Raw genomic sequence first — 17096 nt, 5'->3', positions numbered from 1 at the left:
AATGATCCTCACGCAGGCCGTTCGGAAGCGCTCGGTCGCCACTTGATGAGATGCTTCTCGGCGACGTCCAGGATGCTGTCGATAATCAGGACGAAGATCGCGAGGATCAGGATGCCTGCGAAGACGCCGACCGCATCAAAATTGCCTTCCGCCTGAGCGATCAGATAGCCAAGCCCGGCCGAGGAACCGAGATACTCGCCGATAATCGCCCCGACGACGGCAAAACCGACCGAAGTGCGCAACGAAGACAGAATCCAGCTTGCCGCTGCCGGGAAGTAGACGTGGCGAAGCAGGTCAGACCGCTTGGCTCCCAGGATGCGGGTGTTCGACAGCACAACCGGGTTCACCTCACGGACGCCCTGCATGGCGTTGAAGAAAGTGACGAAGAACACCAGCGTGACGGCGAGCGCCACCTTGGACCAGAGACCGAGGCCGAGCCAAAGTACGAATATCGGCGCAAGCACGACGCGAGGTATCGCGTTCAAGCCTTTGATGAAAGGATCCAGAATGCGCGCGGCCGAACGACTGAGGCCGAGCCAGACGCCTGCTGCCACGCCGAGTGCCGTCCCGACCAGATAGCCGAGCACGGTTTCCGTCAAGGTGATGGCCACATGCTTATAGAAGCTGGCGTCCACTACCCAGGACGCCACCTGCTTGAGGATGTCGACCGGAGCCGGGAAGAAGAAGACGTCGATGATGCCCGCCGCGACACCGAACTGCCAGCCGCCGACAATTGCCACCAGCAGTGAGACCTGGATGAGGCGTTCAGTCGTGGCGTTCATAGCTTTTCTCCACTTCGCTGCGCAGCGATGACCAGATGTTGCGATAGAGATCCATGAAGCGTGGATCTAGCTTGATTTCAGCGACATCGCGAGGGCGTCGGAGATCGACGGGGAAGCTGTCGATCACGTGCGAGCGCGGTCCGGCGGCAAGCACCACGACCCGATCCCCGAGGGCGATCGCCTCCTCAAGGTCGTGCGTGATCATCACCACGGCGCGCCGTTGCTCCTGCCAAAGCCGCAACAGCTCATTTTGCATCAGGTGGCGGGTATGGATGTCGAGTGCCGAAAAAGGCTCGTCCATCAGGATGACCTTGGGGCCGGTAATCAGTGCCTGCGCCATCTGCACGCGCTTGCGCTGTCCGCCGGAAAGCTGATGCGGGTAGCGATGCTCAAAGCCCTTCAGGCCAACCTTCGCCAGCCACTTCATCGACTGCTCGCGCCGTTCGGCAGCGCCGGTGCCCTTGAACATAGGGCCAAGTTCGACATTCTCGAGCGCAGTCTTCCAAGGAAGCAGTGCATCCTGCTGGAACAGATAGCCGATATCGTTTTGGATCCCGTGTACCGGCTGACCCTCAATCGCGACAGTACCGCTCGAGGGCTTCAGCAGCCCGGCAATCGCGTTAAGAATCGTGCTCTTGCCGCAGCCGGTCGGCCCAACGATCGCGAGAAACTCGCCATCGGCGACAGCCAAGTTCACATCCTGCACGGCCACATAGGCGCCGAAGGACATGGTGACCTTATCGATGGAAACCATCGGCTTCGCATGATGCGGCCTGTTGGTCGGGGGTGCGGTTTTCACTACGGCCAATGCCATGACCTCCTCCTGTCAGTTGGCGGCGACGTTCGGGACTTTGTCGACGAACTCGTTGGTGTAGGTTTTCTTGAGGTCGACCTCAGCCGCTGCGACTTTTTCGTTGAAGCTCTTTAGGACCGCGAGCGGAGTCTTGATATCTTCCTCGTTGATACGGCCGTCCTTCGAGAAGATCGCCTTCGCGTTCTCTACCGCCTTGACATAGGTTTCACGATCGCCGGAGATGAACTCCTTCGGCAGCTTGTCGACGATCTCTTCCGCGGAGTGACTATTCATCCACTCGAGCGCCTTGACCGTCGCATTCGTGACCTTCTGGACGGTCTCCGGATTTTTCTCGATATAGCTCTGTGTGGCATAGAGGACGGAGGTTGGGTAAATCCCGCCATAGATCGCCTTGGCACCCTCGTCGCTGCGACCGTCGATCAGGATCTTGCCGACGCCCTTGGCCGCTATAAAGGTTGCCGCTGGGTCGTAGTTGACGAGGAGGTCGACCTTGCCCTGTTCAAGGGCCGCGACGGCGGCAGACCCGGAGCCAACTCCGATCAGCGAGACGTCGTTCGCGGACAAGCCGTTGCGCTGCAGGTAATAGCGGACGAAGAAATCGGAAGACGAGCCTGGCGAGGTGATCCCGATTTTTGCGCCTTTGATCGTTTCCGGTTTTGCCGGGTCGAAAGTGCTGTTCTTGCCGCCAGCCAACACGAGCCCGGAATTGCGGGCGAGCTGCACGAACGCCACGACAGCCTTCTTCTGCGCCTGCATCTGGATCGTATGGTCGTAGAACCCGACGGCGATATCCGTCGAGCCGGCAACAAGCGCCTGAAGCGTCTTCGACCCGCCCGATGCGAAGTTCTCGACGGTTACCTCCAGGCCTTCCTTTTCATAAAGGCCAAGCCCCTGGGCGACCGGAAAGGGAAGGTTGTTGAGATTGTAAGAGCCGACGCTGATGCGGACCGGATCCGCGAACGCGGAACCGGCAAACACGACGGTTGCCGCGAGGGCGAGCATGAGCTTGCGCATGATATTCTCCTCCTGTTGGTGGCGCCCTCCCGGCGGCCACGGTTATTATGCCGCGCAACCCAGTTGCGGGACAGGTTTTGCAAATACATGTCCTTCGAACAGCCGGCGGGCGGTGCGAAGGATTCCGGCGACGACTTTGCCGTCCCTTTCATACAGCTTGACGTCCAGGTGGCCGCTTGGGTGCTCTATGGAAAGCACGACTGGAGGGATCCGCCGGCCGATCAGAAGCGAAGCAACAGTATCCTGGCTGATACAGGCTGTGGCGATCCCCACGGCGCCCGTGGTTGCGAGCGACGGGTGACATTGATGCGGCATGAAATACCGCACGCTGATGTCGCCTCCCGACTTTGGCCGGGAAATCAGCACCGGCTTCGGCGTTACCTGATTGCATACATCCCCAAGGCCCATCCGTTCGCCGGCAGCGATGCGCAGCTTCTCCAGCCGTCCCAGCAACTCCTTATTAGCATTGAGTTCAGCCGCTGATTCGAAGCCCGTTGCGCCGACCGAGTCTGCCTCGATCAACATCATCGGCATTGCGCAGTCGATGCAGGTGACAGCCACACCATCGATCAAGTCTACTGGATTGCCAGTGGGAAAAAGCTGTCCGGTACGGGCCCCCGCTGCGTCCATGAAGGTCAATGCGATCGGTGCTCCACGGCCGGGCACGCCGTCAATCGCAGCTTCACCGAGATAGGAGACGCTGCCGTTTGGAGTGGGAACTTCGGCCTCGATCAGCTTGCTGGTGTTGACGTTATGGATCCGGACGAGCGTCGTGTCACCACGAGCCGGGACAAGCCCAGCTTCAATGGCAAACGGGCCGACCGCGGCCAGCATGTTGCCGCAGTTCGGGGAGGTGTCGACAATCTGCTGGTCGACCCGTACCTGGGCAAACAGATAATCCACGTCGGCGCCTGGAATGCTGGCAGGCCCGACGATGGCCACCTTGCTCGTGACCGGATTGCCGCCACCGATGCCGTCTATTTGCAACGGATGACCCGAGCCCATAACGGACAGTAGGATCTTGTCCCGCTCGATAGCGTCCGCAGGAAGATCGTTTGCCAGGAAGAACGGACCTTTTGAGGTGCCGCCTCTCATTAGAACGCAAGGGATCGCCAACAGGTCATTCATCGCTTGTGCTTGCATCAGAATTATGTCATCGCCGTATTAATAGGCGCTCTTTGATCCAATTATTGGAAAACACATTTATTTTGTGAAATGCTAAGAATCAGAGGATTGATGCAAAATGAGCATTAATTGCGAGATCCTTGACCTCCGAGCCTTCCTAAGCGTCGTAGAGTTGGAGAGCTTTCATCGCGCGGCCGAAGCTCTGCATCTGTCACAGCCCGCGTTGAGCCGCCGCATTCAAAAATTGGAGCAGGCTATCGGAGCGCCCATTTTGGAACGGACAACCCGGCACGTATCCGCGACGGCTCTCGGTACAGAACTCGTGCCGCTCGTGCGACGCATGCTGGAGGAGTTCGACGGCTCTCTGTTTGCTGTGCGTGACGTTGGAACCAACCGAGGTGGATTGGTGACGATCGCGTGCCTCCCCACGGCAGCATTCTACTTCCTGCCGACCGTCATCCGACAGTTCAATGAGGAGTACCCGAACATCCGCTTTCGCATCCTCGACTTGCCGGCGACCGACGGTCTTCAAGCCGTGGCGCGCGGGGAGGTGGAGTTCGGCATAAACATCATGGGCACGTCGGATCCGGACCTGACCTTTGATCGGCTCGCGGAAGACCCATTTGTGCTTGCAGCGCGGAAGGATCACCCTCTGGCTGCCAAACCATCGGTCGGCTGGGCGGACCTAGAGCCCTATCATCTGATCACGGTTCATCGATCAAGCGGCAACAGAACGCTGCTCGACGCGGCGCTGGCAAAATCGAACATCAAGCTTCGCTGGTTCTACGAGGTAACCCATCTGTCCACCTCCCTCGGTTTGGTGGAGGCAGGCCTCGGGATTTCCGTTCTGCCACGAATGGCAACCCCGCGAGAAGACCATCCGTTTCTGATCACCCGCCCCATCCGCAATCCCGAGATATCACGCACGATCGGCGTGGTCCGCCGTCGTGGCGGCACCTTGTCGCCTGCAGCAGAGCGATTCCTTAAGATGCTGATAGGTGTATGGCAAGTGATTGAAAAGCACTAAGAAAATCGACAGCCGTAAGTGGCCAGAAAGGGGTCGGTACCGCTTGTCGAAAAACCAGTCGTCCGCCTGTGCCTCAGGTTCGCCAAGACGATACGAAGGAAATGGGTTGGCGAATCACCCGCTACCGTATTGATTTCCTGTAGAAAATGATGACCCTCAGCGACTAACATAATCGTTTTCCGCCAATAGGTTACACAACGCGCGTCGATTCAAGGAACTGGTGCAGCCACTCGCCGATCGTATTTATCCTCTAAGGGTGGCAGCTTTGCGCATCATGTCGGTCATCAACAACATCCTGGTGGATTGTCGAAAGCGGACATGCGATCGCGAAGCGCAGGTCGCTAGGATCGCCCCGGCTGCAAAGGCCAAGTCTGCGCCGTCACTGCTCGCAGCAAGGGCGTGCGGCTTCCTTCGCGCTGCCCGGCTGCTGCTGGCTGGCCTCGCTAACAACTCGTACGCCGCGAGCAATGCCGACAAGATGGTATAGCAGCTTCACAGTGGTCGCGGCTGGCGGTCCGAAGCTCCTTTTGGATGCATACCCATCGCGCCGGGGCGAAGGCCAGTTATCCCGGCCAGCGCATGCAAGCCCGGGTAGGGCGGTTGCGGGACGACGCCGTGCGGCCGCGGTTGGCCTATGCGGGTGAAGGGCTGCACATTGACCAGGCCCGCCGGCGTGGCGTGCGTCGCCGAACTCTGCTGGTTCAGGCGCGGCGGCGGCAGCGCGCTCTGCGCCTTGGCCGGGGCTCGATTCAGGCGGCGACCGCCAGCGGCAAACGCTCACACGGGATACGGCGGCGACGATTTCCTCCGCCAGAAGCGCGATGCCTAACGTCGGTGTTGAGCCGGCGTTCTCATCGCATCGGATGCAAGGAGACGCGAAGGGGCGAGCAGGCGGTCACATTACTCACTCAGGCGTCAGTTCAACTCGATACGTTCTCCCGTTGCCGCCGAGCGCTTTACCGCATCGACTACCCTCAAGGTTTTGAGCCCCTCACGCCCGCTGACAAGCGGCGGTTCGTCTCCGCGGATCACCTTGCAGAATTGCCTGATCTGCAGAACGAGTGGGTCCTCGTCGTCGACCTCGATACGCGTTTGGTCAAAGGGTTCCCACCAACTCCGTTTACCAGGATTGCGCCAGACCTCGAGTGACGGAACAGCCAGCGACCCGTGCGTTCCTCCGATCAAGTAACAGGATTGCTCGGTTTTGGGGTAAGCCGGATTCTCTCCGGTTGTCATCTCCCAGCTCCACGGTGCGACCACCGCGTCCGAGACTGTCGCAGTTCCCAACACTCCGTTCTTGAACTCAATCAGGATCACAGCCGTTTCCTCAACTGCGTTGCCGCGCACCGCGTTGGACTCGCGTGCCTGAACCGCAGCCACATCGCCGAAAAGGTAGCGCAGATTATCGACATCGTGGATGAGATTGAGGAAAACCGGCCCCGCACCGCGCTCACGACGCCACGAGATGTCGAAGTAGTCGTCGGGTTTGAATAGCCAGAACATCGCATTGACAACAAGAACGCGGCCGAGCTTTCCGCTTTCGATGATTTCCTTTCCCTTCTGCATCACCGGATTGTGTCGGCGGTGATGACCGGTCAAAAGAGGAACACCTTTTGCCTCAGCCGCTGCGATCAGCTTTTCCCCGGATATAATGTCGTCGGCGATAGGCTTCTCGATGAGTGCAGGAATGCCGGCTTCAACGGCTTCCAACCCGTTCTGAACGTGAGCCGGGTTGGGCGTAGCCACGATGATCCCATCAGGTAGGTCTGCGGCAATCATTTCTGCGAAGCTTGGAAACCACTTCACGCCGGCTTCCTTGGCAATGGTCTCGCCAGTCGGCGTGGGATCGACCACGGCGCTGAGTTGCGCCGGGGGCTCGGCCTGGACGTGCTGAATATGGCGCTTACCGATGAGGCCGGCCCCAACAACGGCCAGCTTAACCCGTTGGGTCATGGTCACCTCAGCCCTTGCCCGCCGCCTTGCTCATAGTCGCCGCGCGTCGGATGGCAAGCTGGTATCCTTCCGTTCCAAGGCCGCAGATCACACCATCCGCGCGGTGCGAAACGAACGAATGGTGTCGGAAGCTTTCGCGCTTGTGCACATTGGATATGTGAATCTCGATCACAGGCCCTTCAAATGTGTTCAGAGCGTCGAGGATGGCGAGTGAGGTATGGGTGAAGGCTGCCGGATTGATGACGATGCCTGCACCGTCCTCGCGCGCCTCATGAATCCAATCGATGATCTCGTATTCCCGGTTGCTCTGATGAAAGCGGATTTCATGGCCGAGTTCGGCTGCCAGCTTGCGGCAGTCCGCCTCTACGTCTGCGAGCGTTTCATGCCCGTAGATATGCGGCTGGCGTTTGCCAAGCAGATTGAGGTTTGGTCCATTGAGAACGTAGATCAGGCTCATAGCATGGTGTCCTTCTTGAGCACTCTGTTCTGGTCAGACGAACGCGATTGCTTGAACAGCAAAATCAGGGTCCGACTCGTAGAGATCTGCGCGCAAGCCGAGCTTTCCAGCTTCGAGAGCAGGCGCGGCGATCGTCCGCGCGGCCTCGAGAACGGCAGTGAGAAGCTTCTGCTTGGTCTCTGCAGTACGACCCGGTGCCATCCGCACGATGATTTGGATGAAATGATGATCGACATGCTCATCGCCCACGCAGGAGTATGTCGCCTCCCGCGCAAGCGTGCGCACGGCGGAGGGTTTCACAAGGCCGCCATCGCGAACGCAGCGATGCACGGTCAGCGTCAGTCGGTCCATGGCTACATGCTCGCCTGCGCCCCGGCTATAATCGATGATGATATGCGGCATTTGGGATGTCCCCATCAAGCCGACAGGCGGCATAGGTCCGTAAAGTGAAGGGACATGCGCTCTGCGTCCGGTGCTATCCCGGTGAACAATTCGAAAGCCGCTGCTGCCTGGTAGACGGTCATGCCGCCGCCCCGAAGGGTCCGGCAGCCTTTTCCTTCGGCGAGAGCAAGGAGCTCTGTGACGAGTGGCATATAGACAATGTCGGCCACCCAATGCCGTGGCAGAAGCCATTCCGCATCGATCGGCAAACCAGGATGGCTCTTCATACCCGTCGGCGTCGCGTGGATAAGGCCGTCCGCGGAGCGCAGGGCGCTGCCGACATCCGTCGTGGCACGCGCGCAATCCCTCGAGAACCGATCGTTCAACTGCCGAGCCAAGGTTTCTGCCCGTTTTGCATCCTGGTCAAAGATCGATAATCTCTCAATACCGAGCTTGATGGCGGCATGCGCCACGGCGACACCGGCGCCGCCGGCGCCAAGCAGGACGGCATGCGACTTCGCGACGTCCGGAAGGCCGCGCTGGAAATTCTCGTAGAAACCGTACCAATCCGTGTTGTGGCCGATCCTCTCGCCGTTGCGGAAGACCACGGTGTTGACCGCACCGAGCATCTTTGCATCCTCGGAAAGGCGATTGAGGTGGGCGATCACTGTCTGCTTGCACGGATGTGTAATGTTGCTGCCGGCAAAACCGCGCTGCTCTTCCTCCTCTAGGAGGTCCGGCAGCGCGGAGGCGGGAAGGCCTCGCTCGGCGAAGTCGAGAAGCTCGTAACGGTAATCGAGGCCCTGGCGTCGCCCCTCCATTTCGTGGAGGGCCGGGGACTTTGACATTTGGATGTCGGCACCGATCAGTCCCACGAGGAATTTCTTGTCGTGCATTGGCATCGCTTTCGAAAGTCAGTGATGGGCCAGGATTTCACCGAGGAAGGTTTTCGTGCGCTGGTGCTCGGGAGACTTGAAGAAGACCTCCGGTTCGGCCTCTTCGACGATTTCTCCGGAGTCCATGAAGATGACGCGGTCAGCGACCTGACGGGCAAACCCCATTTCGTGCGTGACACAGATCATCGTCATGCCGTCACGGGCGAGCCCGATCATGGTGTCGAGCACCTCTTTCACCATTTCGGGATCGAGGGCAGAGGTCGGTTCGTCGAAGAGCATGACCTTCGGCTCCATGCAGAGCGCGCGGGCGATGGCGACACGTTGTTGTTGTCCGCCCGATAGCTGCGCGGGATATTTGTCCGCCTGGTCAAGGATTCGAACGCGCTCGAGATATTTTCGAGCCAGTCGCTCTGCGTCAGCGTGGCTTACGCCTCGAACACGCATTGGGGCGAGGGTACAGTTCTGAAGTACGGTTATGTGGGGGAAGAGATTGAAGCTCTGGAAGACCATTCCCACTTCGCGACGTACAGCGTCGATGGATTTGGTGCTTCCGTCCAGTACGTGACCCTCGACGACGATCTTGCCTTCCTCGATCGTCTCGAGGGCATTGACGCAGCGGATTAACGTTGATTTCCCGGAGCCTGACGGCCCGCAGAGGACGATTTTTTCACCTTTGCGGACCGACAAACTGATGGATTTCAAGGCATGGAAAGCGCCGTACCACTTCTGCACGTCCTCAAGGGAGATCAGCGTCGATTGATCTTTTGCGGAATTGAGCACGGAACCCTCCATTTGGGCTTTACTTCACGGTGAACGGGATGTTCGGAATGGATTCCGGGAACTGCGGCAGATCGATCGCCATCCACTTCTTCGTGATGGCGGCAAGCTCACCATTGGCCTTGATCTTGTCGATGAAGGCGTTGACGGCTTCGTTCCAGTCCTTCTCGCCGAGACGGGTACCGACGCCGTTGTAGGTCGTCAAAAAGTTAATCTTGCGCTCGTACGTGCCGGCACTCGCCGCATCCAGACGCTGACCATAGAACTGGTTACCGCCAACCGCCTTTACCTGTCCGGAGACCAGAGCCTGGATGGTTGCGGCGTCGTCATCAAAGCGGCGAACCGTTGCGGTGGATCCGACGGCGTTCGTTACTGCCTTGTCCTGCGAACTGGATTTCGGAACGCCGATCTCCCATCCGGCAACGTCTTCAGGCTTCGTAACCGTGTCGGACTTGGCGGCATAAAGCGAAATCGTGTTGGCGGCGTAAGGCTTGCTGTATTGAATTGCTTTCGCGCGTTCTTCCGTCATCGCCATCGTTGCGAACAGGATGTCGACTTTGCCGGTGGTAAGCGCCGGAATTCGGTTGGCAACGGCGAGCGGCTGGAATTGAACCTTCACGCCTAATTCTTTGGCAAAAAGGTTGGCGACGTCAGCGTCGAAGCCGTCCTGCACGCCGCTTGTGTTGACGAACCCCCATGGCGCATTGTCGCCCTGGATGCCGACCACGAGCGTGCCCTTTGCCTTGACTTCCTCTACAGTTGCCGCAGAGGCGGCGGCAGTGCCAACGGTTGCGAAGGCAATAGTTGCCAGTGCAAGTCCGAGAAAAATCCTACGACTGTTATGCATGCTTATTCTCCTCCTCAGAGAGTTTTGCTTCGAGCGAAGCGGTTAGCGGGCAGCTTTCGCCATCCGTTTTTCAAGGCCACTTCCCGCATGGGAGAGCGGCCAGCAAATGATGAAGTAGATTGCGCCGACAATCCCGAAGACGAGCAGCGGACGATAGGTCTGGTTTGAAATGATCTGACCGGCGCGAGTCAGTTCAATGAAGCCGACGATTGCTGCCAGCGACGTGCCCTTGGTGAGCTGGACAAGGAAGCCGATCGTGGCCGGCATCGAAATTTTCAGGGCCTGCGGCAGAATGACGTCTTTCATCCGCGAGACATAATGCAGACCGAGGGCGTTGGCGGCTTCCGTCTGGCCCTTCGGCACAGCCTCGATGGAGCCGCGCCAGATCTCGCCCAGGAAGGCGCTGGCATGGAGCGTGAAGGCGATTGCGACCGCGATCCACGCGTTAACCTCGATGCCCAACAGCGCAACGCCGTAATAGACAACGAAGAGCTGCATTAGAAGGGGCGTGCCCTGGAAGACGCCGATATACCCTGCGGTGATCGTCCGGGCGACCTTGTTCTTCGAGGTGCGCAGGAGCGCGATCAGGATTCCGAATATCCCCCCACCGATGAAGCCCACGATCGCAAGCAGCACGGTCCATTTCAAACCCTGCAACAAAAAGAAAAATTGATCTTCGCCGATGGGACCCATGGCTGCTTCCTATCGCGTCGGGTAGTTGAAGTAGTGGCGAGAAATGAGGGCAAAGAGGCCCATCATCAGGCTTGAGATGACCAGGTAGATAGCGGTCACCGTGAAATAGACTTCGAAGCTGCGGAAGGTGTCAGACTCAATGCGCTGAGCGGCCGAGGTCAGCTCGTAGGCGGCGATCGACGTGCAGACAGACGTTGTCAGTGTCAGCATGATGAACTGGCTTGTGAGCGAGGGATAAATCGCCCGCAGCGCCGGCTTGAGCACGATGAGCCGGAAGACGTCCGCCTTGTGAAGACCAAGTGCGAAACCTGCCTCGATCTGGCCGCGCGACACGCTCTCGATCCCGCCTCGGATGATCTCGATTGCGTAGGCCCCACCATTGATGCCGAGGGCAATGATCGCCGTGACGGTCGGATTGAGGCGGATGCCCATGAGAGGAAGGGCAAAATATATGAAGAAGATCTGCACCAGGAATGGCGTATTACGCACAACCTCGACGAACACGATCACGGCAGCCCGCGTGATCTCGCTCTTGGAACTCCTTGCAACGACGCCCAGGATCCCGATGACGAGTGCGAGGAGCATCCCAGCTAACGCAAGGCCAACCGTTCCAAGCGAACCCCATAGCAATTCCGGGGCGCGGTCGAGGACCGCACCGAAATCGAACGTATACCGCATTTAAGACTTCCTCCTCCTGACCGGCCTAAGCCGCGTCGGCGCCGGATCAATGATCCGGTTTCAAAATTCCCAGTGCGCTGGCATGCAGATGTTTTAAATGTGCCTCCGGGTCGACCGACCCGACGAGTGGCACTTCGACCGAGATAGCAGCGCCGCATTCGGTTACCGCACAGAGGTCCTTCAATGGCAGTTCGCCTTCTCCAGGAGCGAACCTACCGCTTCTCGCCTCGGCGATCATTGCGTCCGATGTTTTGGGAGCAGGACCGCGGACGTCGCAAAGCTGGATGTGTTTTACCTTCCCTGCATTTGCGCGAAGCTCGTCGATCGAGGCTCCGTTTCGGAAGAAGTGAATCCCGTCAACAAGGGCACCGGCGTTCTCTGCTCCGCAGGCATTCAAGACCGCTACGCTGTCGCGAAAGGTCCTTACCGTCCGCCAGCCCATGTTTTCGATGTCGACTGACATGCCATATCGCGCCGCGAGGGCGCAAAACTCTGAAAGGTTTGTGGCAAGACGGCCGCTGTCTCGATCATCGCCGCAAACACTCAGCCGGCGCGCCCCTATGTTCGCAGCGGCTGCCACGGTCACTTCGTGGGAGGCCGCAACGAAGCTCTTGTCGATCACGAAGAACTCGATATCGAACACCTTGATGCCTTCGCCATCGGCAACTGTCTTGAACTCCTGGGCACTCTGGCTGCCCACCGGCAACTCGTAGAAAGGAGCTCCGGGAAAGGCGGGGTGCAGACGAAGCCCTATCGAGGCAAAACCCGCCCGAGCAGCTATCACGGCGAATTCCTTTGGCGGCAGCCCGATCGATGAAAAGTGCGCCACGCCCAGTTCAAGGCCCGGCCTTGGCGTCGCGACGGTCATCACAAGGTCCCCTTTGTCGCAAGGTGATTGCGCAGGTTGGTTCCCGTGCGGTGAATATGCTGACGCAACATATCGCAGGCATAGTCCAGATCCCGCGCGACGGCTCCCTGAGCGATCTCACTATGCTCCTGGCTGACGTTGCGGTCACCCGACGTGCGGGTCAGAAACACCCGGCGATAACGGTCGTTAAGATTAAGCAGCAGGCTGCAGAAATGGAGCAGGATCGGCTTCCCGCAGCCAGAGATGAGTGTCAGATGAAATTCGCGGTGGAGCTCTTCCCAGCGCTCCAGTGTCTCCGGCCGAGCCGCGTCGCGCTCGGTGCGGTTAAGGCGATGCAGCGCGCGCATGACGTTGCCCTCCCACCCCACATCGCCGAGCCGCATGGACTCGCGAAGCGCAAAGACTTCAAACTCTTCGCGCAGGGTGGTGATCTCTTCCAGATTGGCCAAGGAAATTGATGAAACGCGGTAGCCGCGATTGTCCTCGAACTCCACTAGACCGTCCGATATCAGCCGCGCCAACCCTTCACGCAGCGGACTGAGGCTCACGTTGAACGTCTTGCGCGCCTTGTCGAGATTGATCTTGCTGCCGGCCTGAAGCTCGCCGGAGATGATCGCCTCACGGAGACGGGATGCAAGCTGGCTCCCAATTGTGTTTTTGCCGTCATCGAGAAAGCCGGAAGACGATGGAGCATCTTCTGTCGTCGGAGCAAATGCGCCGTCGTCATGCGGTACCATTGTTCCTCCCATGGCTCCCGAACTAATCGTCGATGATCGATATAATAAACGATTATTCCTGTCAACTTGAGTGCGCTGAAATTTGCCAAAAAACCAAGCCTTAGCTTCTTTTATGAAAACAAAACATAATCAAATCAATGGGTTGTGTGTCGAAATCCCGTTCCTCTCGGCGTCTCGGTGTCGCGAGAATGCACGGCGGCGGCCTTGACGGATAATCGATTATTTTGATAGTCGGGCAAATCGGGAGGTAGCCCCACATGGTGATCAAAACTGAAAGCGATCTGACGCCAGCCGTCCTCGCTGTGATGAATCGCACTGAAGACCCCCGCCTGCGAGAAATCCTCGTGGCGATGGTCACGCATCTTCATGCCTTCGTGCGCGAGGTTCGACTGACGGAGGTCGAGTTTCGGGAGGCGACAGCCATGCTGAATGAGATCGGGAAGCTGCATACTGATCACCACAACGAGTTTGTGCTGATGGCCGGTTCTCTTGGCGTGTCTTCACTTGTCTGCCTGCTGAACAATGGCGACAGAGGACAGACTGAGACCTCCCAGTCGCTGTTGGGCCCATTCTGGCGCCTCAACTCTCCGCGAGTCGAAAATGGCGGGTCAATCATCCGATCCGAGACGCCGGGCACTCCCTTGTTCGTGCATGCCAAGGTCGTTGACCGCGACGGTAAGCCAATTGCCGGCGCCGAAGTGGACGTCTGGCATGCATCTCCCGTCGGTCTTTATGAAAACCAGGACCCGGACCAGGCCGAGATGAACTTGCGCGGCAAATTCATGACCGACGAGCAAGGTCGGTTCTGGTTCAGGACCGTCAAGATGGTCGGGTATCCGATACCGGTCGATGGCGTGGTCGGACGCCTGCTCAAAGCTCAGGGACGCCATCCGTACCGACCAGCGCACCTGCACGCACTGATCTTCAAGCATGGATACAAGACGCTGATTTCCCAGGTCTTCGACCCCAGCGACCCGAACATCGACTCCGATGTTCAGTTCGGTGTCACGGCAGCGCTGACCGGCGACTTCATTCGTCATGAGGAGCCCCATCCGACCGAAGCGGATATTCCTGGTCCGTGGTTCTCGCTCGACTACACCTATGCCATGGAGCCCGGCGAAGCCGTTTTGCCGCGTCCCCCGATCAAATAAATCACGATCAGCAGAGCAAACGATATGATCACCGAAGAAGAACGCCGGGCCGCGGCAGACGCGCTGCTCAAAGCTGAAATCGAGCGCAAGCCGATCATACAGCCTAGCGAGACCTACCCGAACCTCGAGCTCGAGGACGCCTACCGAATTCAGGCTTTGTGGGCGGAGGCGAGGGTAGCCAAGGGCGCACGGATCGTCGGGCATAAGATTGGCCTGACGTCACGCGCAATGCAGATGGCTTCGAAGATGACGGAGCCGGACTACGGCTGCATTCTTGACGATGCGCTTTACAACGACGGAGCGCAGATCAGGGCTGACTTGTTTATCAAGCCGCGCCTCGAGGTCGAGCTGGCCTTTGTTATGGGTGAGGATCTCGTCGGGCCCGGCACCAGGATCTATGACGTCATGCGTGCGACCGAGTTCGTTGTCCCGGCGCTCGAGATTATCGACTACCGGACCGAAGTCCCTCGAGCGATCACGGATACCATTGCGGACAACGCGGCTTTCGGCGCCCTCGTCGTTGGCGGCCGTATAATTCGCCCGATGGACATCGATATCCGTTGGGTCGGAGCGACTCTTTCCAAGAACGGCATGATCGAGGAATCGGGCGTGTCGGCGGCGATCATGGGACATCCGGCAGCCGGCATCGCGTGGCTGGTCAACAAACTTCATGCTGTGGGCGGTGGCCTGAAGAAGGGACAAATAGTCCTGGCCGGCTCCTTCACGCGTCCTGTCGATATCGCGAAAGGTGATGTCATCCAGGCCGACTATGGCCCTGTTGGCTCCATCGGCGTGTCGTTCGTGTGAGGTGCTAGATGGAACATCCTGTCAATCGGTTCAAGCGGAAGCTCCTTGCTGGTCAAAGTCAGATCGGCCTATGGTGTGGCCTGCCGGGAAACTACGCCGCGGAAATCGTCGCGCCTTCAGGTTTCGATTGGCTCCTGTTCGACACGGAACATTCTCCGGGTGACGTTCTGACCGTCCTGCCACAATTGCAAGCGGTCGCACCATACGACGTTTCCCCAGTCATCCGCCCGGCCATCAACGATCCCGTTCTCATCAAACGCTTCCTGGATATTGGCGTTCAGACTCTGCTCATTCCCTACGTTCAGAACGCGGAAGAGGCGAAAGCCGCAGTCGCGGCCGTGCGATATCCTCCGGATGGAATTCGTGGTGTTTCTGCCCTGACGCGCGCCACTCGTTTCGGCCGAGTTGCGCACTATGCGCAAAATGCGGAACGGGAAATTTGCCTGTTGCTGCAAGTTGAGACGCGGGAAGCGCTTGGCAACCTCGAGTCGATTGCCTCGGCAGAGGGAGTGGATGGCGTATTCGTAGGACCGGCAGACCTTGCAGCGAGTTTCGGACACAGGGGCCAACCGAGCCACCCGGAGGTGGTCGATGCAATTGTCGACGCGATTGAACGCCTGAAAGCGTTGGGCAAGCCTGCGGGCATTCTTACCCCGGATGAGAAGTTCGCGGCACGGTGCATCTCACTGGGAACACTATTTACTGCCGTTGGTGTCGATGTCGCTGTTCTGGCGAGGGGATCGGAAGCACTCGCGGCACGATTTGCATCGCAAGGAGCGTACCGCGATGCCGGAACGTGATGAACTCCTCACTGAAATCGCACCGACGGGAGTCATCAGAGCGGCGGTCAACATGTCGAATGCCGCACTTGTCCAACTCGATCCAGTGACAGGCGTTCTAACAGGGCCGAGCGCGCAGATCGCGATCGCACTTGCGGCAGAACTCGACTGCTGTTTGTCGCTGGTTCGATACGGATCGGCCGCTGACATTCTTGCGGCTGCCGAAGGCAACGAGTGGGACGTTGCATTCATTGCTCCCGATCCGTCACGTGCCGACAGGTTATCCTTCTCGCCCCCCTATACCACGGTGACCGCCAGCTTTCTGGTGTCAGACAGTAGCCCGCTAGGCAGCGTGGGGCATGTCGACGTCGAAGGGGTGCGCATTGCCGCCGCCAAAACCGCTGCGTATACAAAGCAGCTTGAGCGACAGGTTAGAAATGCAATCCTCCTCCATACCGAAAATCCCGCCTCCGCCCTGGACATGCTTATATCCTCCCAGTGCGATGCGGCTGCGGGCTTGACCGAGTCCCTGTCACGTTTCTGCGAAGAGAATCCAGGTTTCCGCGTTGTTGAGGGGACATTCTCGAAAGTGCCTCAGGCGATCGCTGTGCATCGGAGGTGCGTTCACGCTTCAACCTTCCTGTCGGACTTCATCCAGCAGCATTGCAGTGCGGGTAAGCCGAGCAACTGAAGCAGTTGGCGGAACATGCGAGGGAGCCGGGTCGAGGGGACGCGACAGGCTAACCCCCGAATAGTCAATTGGAATCCTCTTCCGTCTCAAGCGTTCCGACTCGGAAGTTCATGTTTCGTTGAGCCTTTGGGTACCATGTCGAGCAACTCTTATTCCGAACGGTTGGCGGTGGCCGTGCCCCGGATCATGCGCGTGTGCTTCGTGGTGCAGCAAGTCCTTGCCGTCGTTGCCATTCGGCGTCCTGACGACCGCGTGGATGTGCCCGCGCGTCGGCCACGCCCCGCCGCCACCGCGAGAATGGCCCAGATCGGCGCTCCTCCCCCACCATGACCGCCAGGTAAACTGCGAGCGCCATAGCGACCAACTGGATGAGCATCATCAGGCGGCGGGAACCCGACGCGAATATCATCCCTCTTAAGTCGTGGGTCCGCCCGGTATCGCTGTGAGACCTTCATCTCACCGATCATCCGTAACCGGTTTCGAGATGCCGAAAGCTGCCAGTCCTGTAGCGTGAAGATCCTATGGGGATGGAAGGCGACCGGCGCTCTGCCAGAGTGAAGTCGCCAAACATCACGTGGAGGTCAGCATGCAAGCCAACACCACCAAAGCCCCGGCCGCG

Annotated in this window: 19 protein-coding genes; 5 read left to right on the top strand and 14 right to left on the bottom strand. The window is 58.8% G+C overall.

All coding sequences use genetic code 11. The features are described 5' to 3' along the window. Positions 1–8: 8 nt before the first annotated feature. Genes RFN28_RS17015 through RFN28_RS17000 form a run of 4 tightly spaced genes read right to left on the bottom strand, consistent with a single transcriptional unit; the run spans position 9 to position 3738 of the window. Positions 9–782 carry an ABC transporter permease gene (locus tag RFN28_RS17015; protein ID WP_320288450.1) on the bottom strand — a complete coding sequence of 258 codons (774 nt, stop codon included), beginning with the start codon at positions 780–782 and terminating at the stop codon, positions 9–11. Beyond that, the gene (locus RFN28_RS17010; RefSeq protein ID WP_320288449.1) at positions 766–1596 is read right to left on the bottom strand and encodes an ABC transporter ATP-binding protein; all 831 of its coding nucleotides are present in this window, start codon (positions 1594–1596) and stop codon (positions 766–768) included. The genes RFN28_RS17015 and RFN28_RS17010 overlap by 17 nt, the downstream gene beginning before the upstream one ends. 12 nt (positions 1597–1608) lie before the next feature. Continuing rightward, the gene (locus RFN28_RS17005; protein ID WP_320288448.1) at positions 1609–2610 is read right to left on the bottom strand and encodes an ABC transporter substrate-binding protein; all 1002 of its coding nucleotides are present in this window, start codon (positions 2608–2610) and stop codon (positions 1609–1611) included. 45 nt (positions 2611–2655) lie between these two features. After that, positions 2656–3738 carry a 4-oxalomesaconate tautomerase gene (locus tag RFN28_RS17000; protein ID WP_320288553.1) on the bottom strand — a complete coding sequence of 361 codons (1083 nt, stop codon included), beginning with the start codon at positions 3736–3738 and terminating at the stop codon, positions 2656–2658. Between the two features lie 115 nt (positions 3739–3853). Here RFN28_RS17000 and RFN28_RS16995 point away from each other — a divergent pair, with 115 nt between their 5' ends. Then, positions 3854–4762 carry a LysR family transcriptional regulator gene (locus tag RFN28_RS16995; protein WP_320288447.1) on the top strand — a complete coding sequence of 303 codons (909 nt, stop codon included), beginning with the start codon at positions 3854–3856 and terminating at the stop codon, positions 4760–4762. Positions 4763–5677: 915 nt separating this feature from the next. On the opposite strand, the gene RFN28_RS16990 is transcribed toward RFN28_RS16995, so the two are convergent. Genes RFN28_RS16990 through RFN28_RS16945 form a run of 10 tightly spaced genes read right to left on the bottom strand, consistent with a single transcriptional unit; the run spans position 5678 to position 13049 of the window. Beyond that, positions 5678–6715, bottom strand: a complete 1038-nt coding sequence (locus RFN28_RS16990) for a Gfo/Idh/MocA family protein (protein ID WP_320288446.1) — start codon at positions 6713–6715, stop codon at positions 5678–5680. Between the two features lie 7 nt (positions 6716–6722). After that, positions 6723–7172, bottom strand: coding sequence for a type II 3-dehydroquinate dehydratase (aroQ, locus tag RFN28_RS16985; RefSeq protein WP_320217295.1), 450 nt, complete (start codon positions 7170–7172; stop codon positions 6723–6725). Between the two features lie 33 nt (positions 7173–7205). Continuing rightward, positions 7206–7574: a 5-carboxymethyl-2-hydroxymuconate Delta-isomerase gene (locus RFN28_RS16980; protein ID WP_126092641.1), complete on the bottom strand. Its 369-nt coding sequence runs from the start codon at positions 7572–7574 to the stop codon at positions 7206–7208. A gap of 14 nt (positions 7575–7588) precedes the next feature. After that, positions 7589–8449, bottom strand: coding sequence for a shikimate dehydrogenase (locus tag RFN28_RS16975; protein WP_320288445.1), 861 nt, complete (start codon positions 8447–8449; stop codon positions 7589–7591). Positions 8450–8467: 18 nt separating this feature from the next. Continuing rightward, positions 8468–9241: an amino acid ABC transporter ATP-binding protein gene (locus RFN28_RS16970; protein ID WP_320288444.1), complete on the bottom strand. Its 774-nt coding sequence runs from the start codon at positions 9239–9241 to the stop codon at positions 8468–8470. Between the two features lie 7 nt (positions 9242–9248). Continuing rightward, positions 9249–10073, bottom strand: coding sequence for a transporter substrate-binding domain-containing protein (locus tag RFN28_RS16965; protein WP_320288443.1), 825 nt, complete (start codon positions 10071–10073; stop codon positions 9249–9251). A 42-nt stretch (positions 10074–10115) separates the two neighbouring features. Continuing rightward, positions 10116–10766 (bottom strand): amino acid ABC transporter permease, encoded by a 651-nt coding sequence (locus tag RFN28_RS16960; RefSeq protein ID WP_320288442.1) that lies wholly within the window; start codon positions 10764–10766, stop codon positions 10116–10118. A gap of 9 nt (positions 10767–10775) precedes the next feature. Next, complete coding sequence (locus RFN28_RS16955) at positions 10776–11444, bottom strand: amino acid ABC transporter permease (protein WP_127855693.1); 669 nt, start codon at positions 11442–11444, stop codon at positions 10776–10778. 46 nt (positions 11445–11490) lie between these two features. Further along, positions 11491–12312, bottom strand: a complete 822-nt coding sequence (locus RFN28_RS16950) for a sugar phosphate isomerase/epimerase family protein (protein WP_320288439.1) — start codon at positions 12310–12312, stop codon at positions 11491–11493. After that, the gene (locus tag RFN28_RS16945; RefSeq protein ID WP_320288438.1) at positions 12312–13049 is read right to left on the bottom strand and encodes a GntR family transcriptional regulator; all 738 of its coding nucleotides are present in this window, start codon (positions 13047–13049) and stop codon (positions 12312–12314) included. Before RFN28_RS16945 ends, RFN28_RS16950 begins: the two co-directional genes overlap by 1 nt. A gap of 257 nt (positions 13050–13306) precedes the next feature. Between RFN28_RS16945 and RFN28_RS16940 the strand changes: the two genes are divergently transcribed. Genes RFN28_RS16940 through RFN28_RS16925 form a run of 4 tightly spaced genes read left to right on the top strand, consistent with a single transcriptional unit; the run spans position 13307 to position 16477 of the window. Next, the gene (locus RFN28_RS16940) at positions 13307–14200 is read left to right on the top strand and encodes an intradiol ring-cleavage dioxygenase (protein ID WP_320288437.1); all 894 of its coding nucleotides are present in this window, start codon (positions 13307–13309) and stop codon (positions 14198–14200) included. Positions 14201–14224: 24 nt separating this feature from the next. Continuing rightward, positions 14225–15007 carry a fumarylacetoacetate hydrolase family protein gene (locus RFN28_RS16935; protein WP_320288436.1) on the top strand — a complete coding sequence of 261 codons (783 nt, stop codon included), beginning with the start codon at positions 14225–14227 and terminating at the stop codon, positions 15005–15007. Between the two features lie 8 nt (positions 15008–15015). Then, positions 15016–15807: a 4-hydroxy-2-oxoheptanedioate aldolase gene (gene hpaI / locus RFN28_RS16930; protein ID WP_320288435.1), complete on the top strand. Its 792-nt coding sequence runs from the start codon at positions 15016–15018 to the stop codon at positions 15805–15807. Then, entirely contained in the window at positions 15794–16477 is a 684-nt protein-coding gene (locus tag RFN28_RS16925) for a transporter substrate-binding domain-containing protein (protein WP_320288433.1), read from the top strand. Before hpaI ends, RFN28_RS16925 begins: the two co-directional genes overlap by 14 nt. The last annotated feature ends 619 nt before the right edge of the window (positions 16478–17096 follow it).

Source organism: Mesorhizobium album, assembly GCF_033977205.1.
Lineage (GTDB): Bacteria > Pseudomonadota > Alphaproteobacteria > Rhizobiales > Rhizobiaceae > Mesorhizobium > Mesorhizobium album.
This window is presented reverse-complemented; position numbering and strand designations above follow the sequence as displayed.

Coding starts and splice junctions, on each gene's coding strand:
- RFN28_RS17015 (WP_320288450.1), bottom strand. CDS start 782: ATGAACGCCACGACTGAACGCCTCATCCAGGTCTCACTGCTGGTGGCA.
- RFN28_RS17010 (WP_320288449.1), bottom strand. CDS start 1,596: ATGGCATTGGCCGTAGTGAAAACCGCACCCCCGACCAACAGGCCGCAT.
- RFN28_RS17005 (WP_320288448.1), bottom strand. CDS start 2,610: ATGCGCAAGCTCATGCTCGCCCTCGCGGCAACCGTCGTGTTTGCCGGT.
- RFN28_RS17000 (WP_320288553.1), bottom strand. CDS start 3,738: ATGAATGACCTGTTGGCGATCCCTTGCGTTCTAATGAGAGGCGGCACC.
- RFN28_RS16995 (WP_320288447.1), top strand. CDS start 3,854: ATGAGCATTAATTGCGAGATCCTTGACCTCCGAGCCTTCCTAAGCGTC.
- RFN28_RS16990 (WP_320288446.1), bottom strand. CDS start 6,715: ATGACCCAACGGGTTAAGCTGGCCGTTGTTGGGGCCGGCCTCATCGGT.
- aroQ (WP_320217295.1), bottom strand. CDS start 7,172: ATGAGCCTGATCTACGTTCTCAATGGACCAAACCTCAATCTGCTTGGC.
- RFN28_RS16980 (WP_126092641.1), bottom strand. CDS start 7,574: ATGCCGCATATCATCATCGATTATAGCCGGGGCGCAGGCGAGCATGTA.
- RFN28_RS16975 (WP_320288445.1), bottom strand. CDS start 8,449: ATGCACGACAAGAAATTCCTCGTGGGACTGATCGGTGCCGACATCCAA.
- RFN28_RS16970 (WP_320288444.1), bottom strand. CDS start 9,241: ATGGAGGGTTCCGTGCTCAATTCCGCAAAAGATCAATCGACGCTGATC.
- RFN28_RS16965 (WP_320288443.1), bottom strand. CDS start 10,073: ATGCATAACAGTCGTAGGATTTTTCTCGGACTTGCACTGGCAACTATT.
- RFN28_RS16960 (WP_320288442.1), bottom strand. CDS start 10,766: ATGGGTCCCATCGGCGAAGATCAATTTTTCTTTTTGTTGCAGGGTTTG.
- RFN28_RS16955 (WP_127855693.1), bottom strand. CDS start 11,444: ATGCGGTATACGTTCGATTTCGGTGCGGTCCTCGACCGCGCCCCGGAA.
- RFN28_RS16950 (WP_320288439.1), bottom strand. CDS start 12,312: ATGACCGTCGCGACGCCAAGGCCGGGCCTTGAACTGGGCGTGGCGCAC.
- RFN28_RS16945 (WP_320288438.1), bottom strand. CDS start 13,049: ATGGTACCGCATGACGACGGCGCATTTGCTCCGACGACAGAAGATGCT.
- RFN28_RS16940 (WP_320288437.1), top strand. CDS start 13,307: ATGGTGATCAAAACTGAAAGCGATCTGACGCCAGCCGTCCTCGCTGTG.
- RFN28_RS16935 (WP_320288436.1), top strand. CDS start 14,225: ATGATCACCGAAGAAGAACGCCGGGCCGCGGCAGACGCGCTGCTCAAA.
- hpaI (WP_320288435.1), top strand. CDS start 15,016: ATGGAACATCCTGTCAATCGGTTCAAGCGGAAGCTCCTTGCTGGTCAA.
- RFN28_RS16925 (WP_320288433.1), top strand. CDS start 15,794: ATGCCGGAACGTGATGAACTCCTCACTGAAATCGCACCGACGGGAGTC.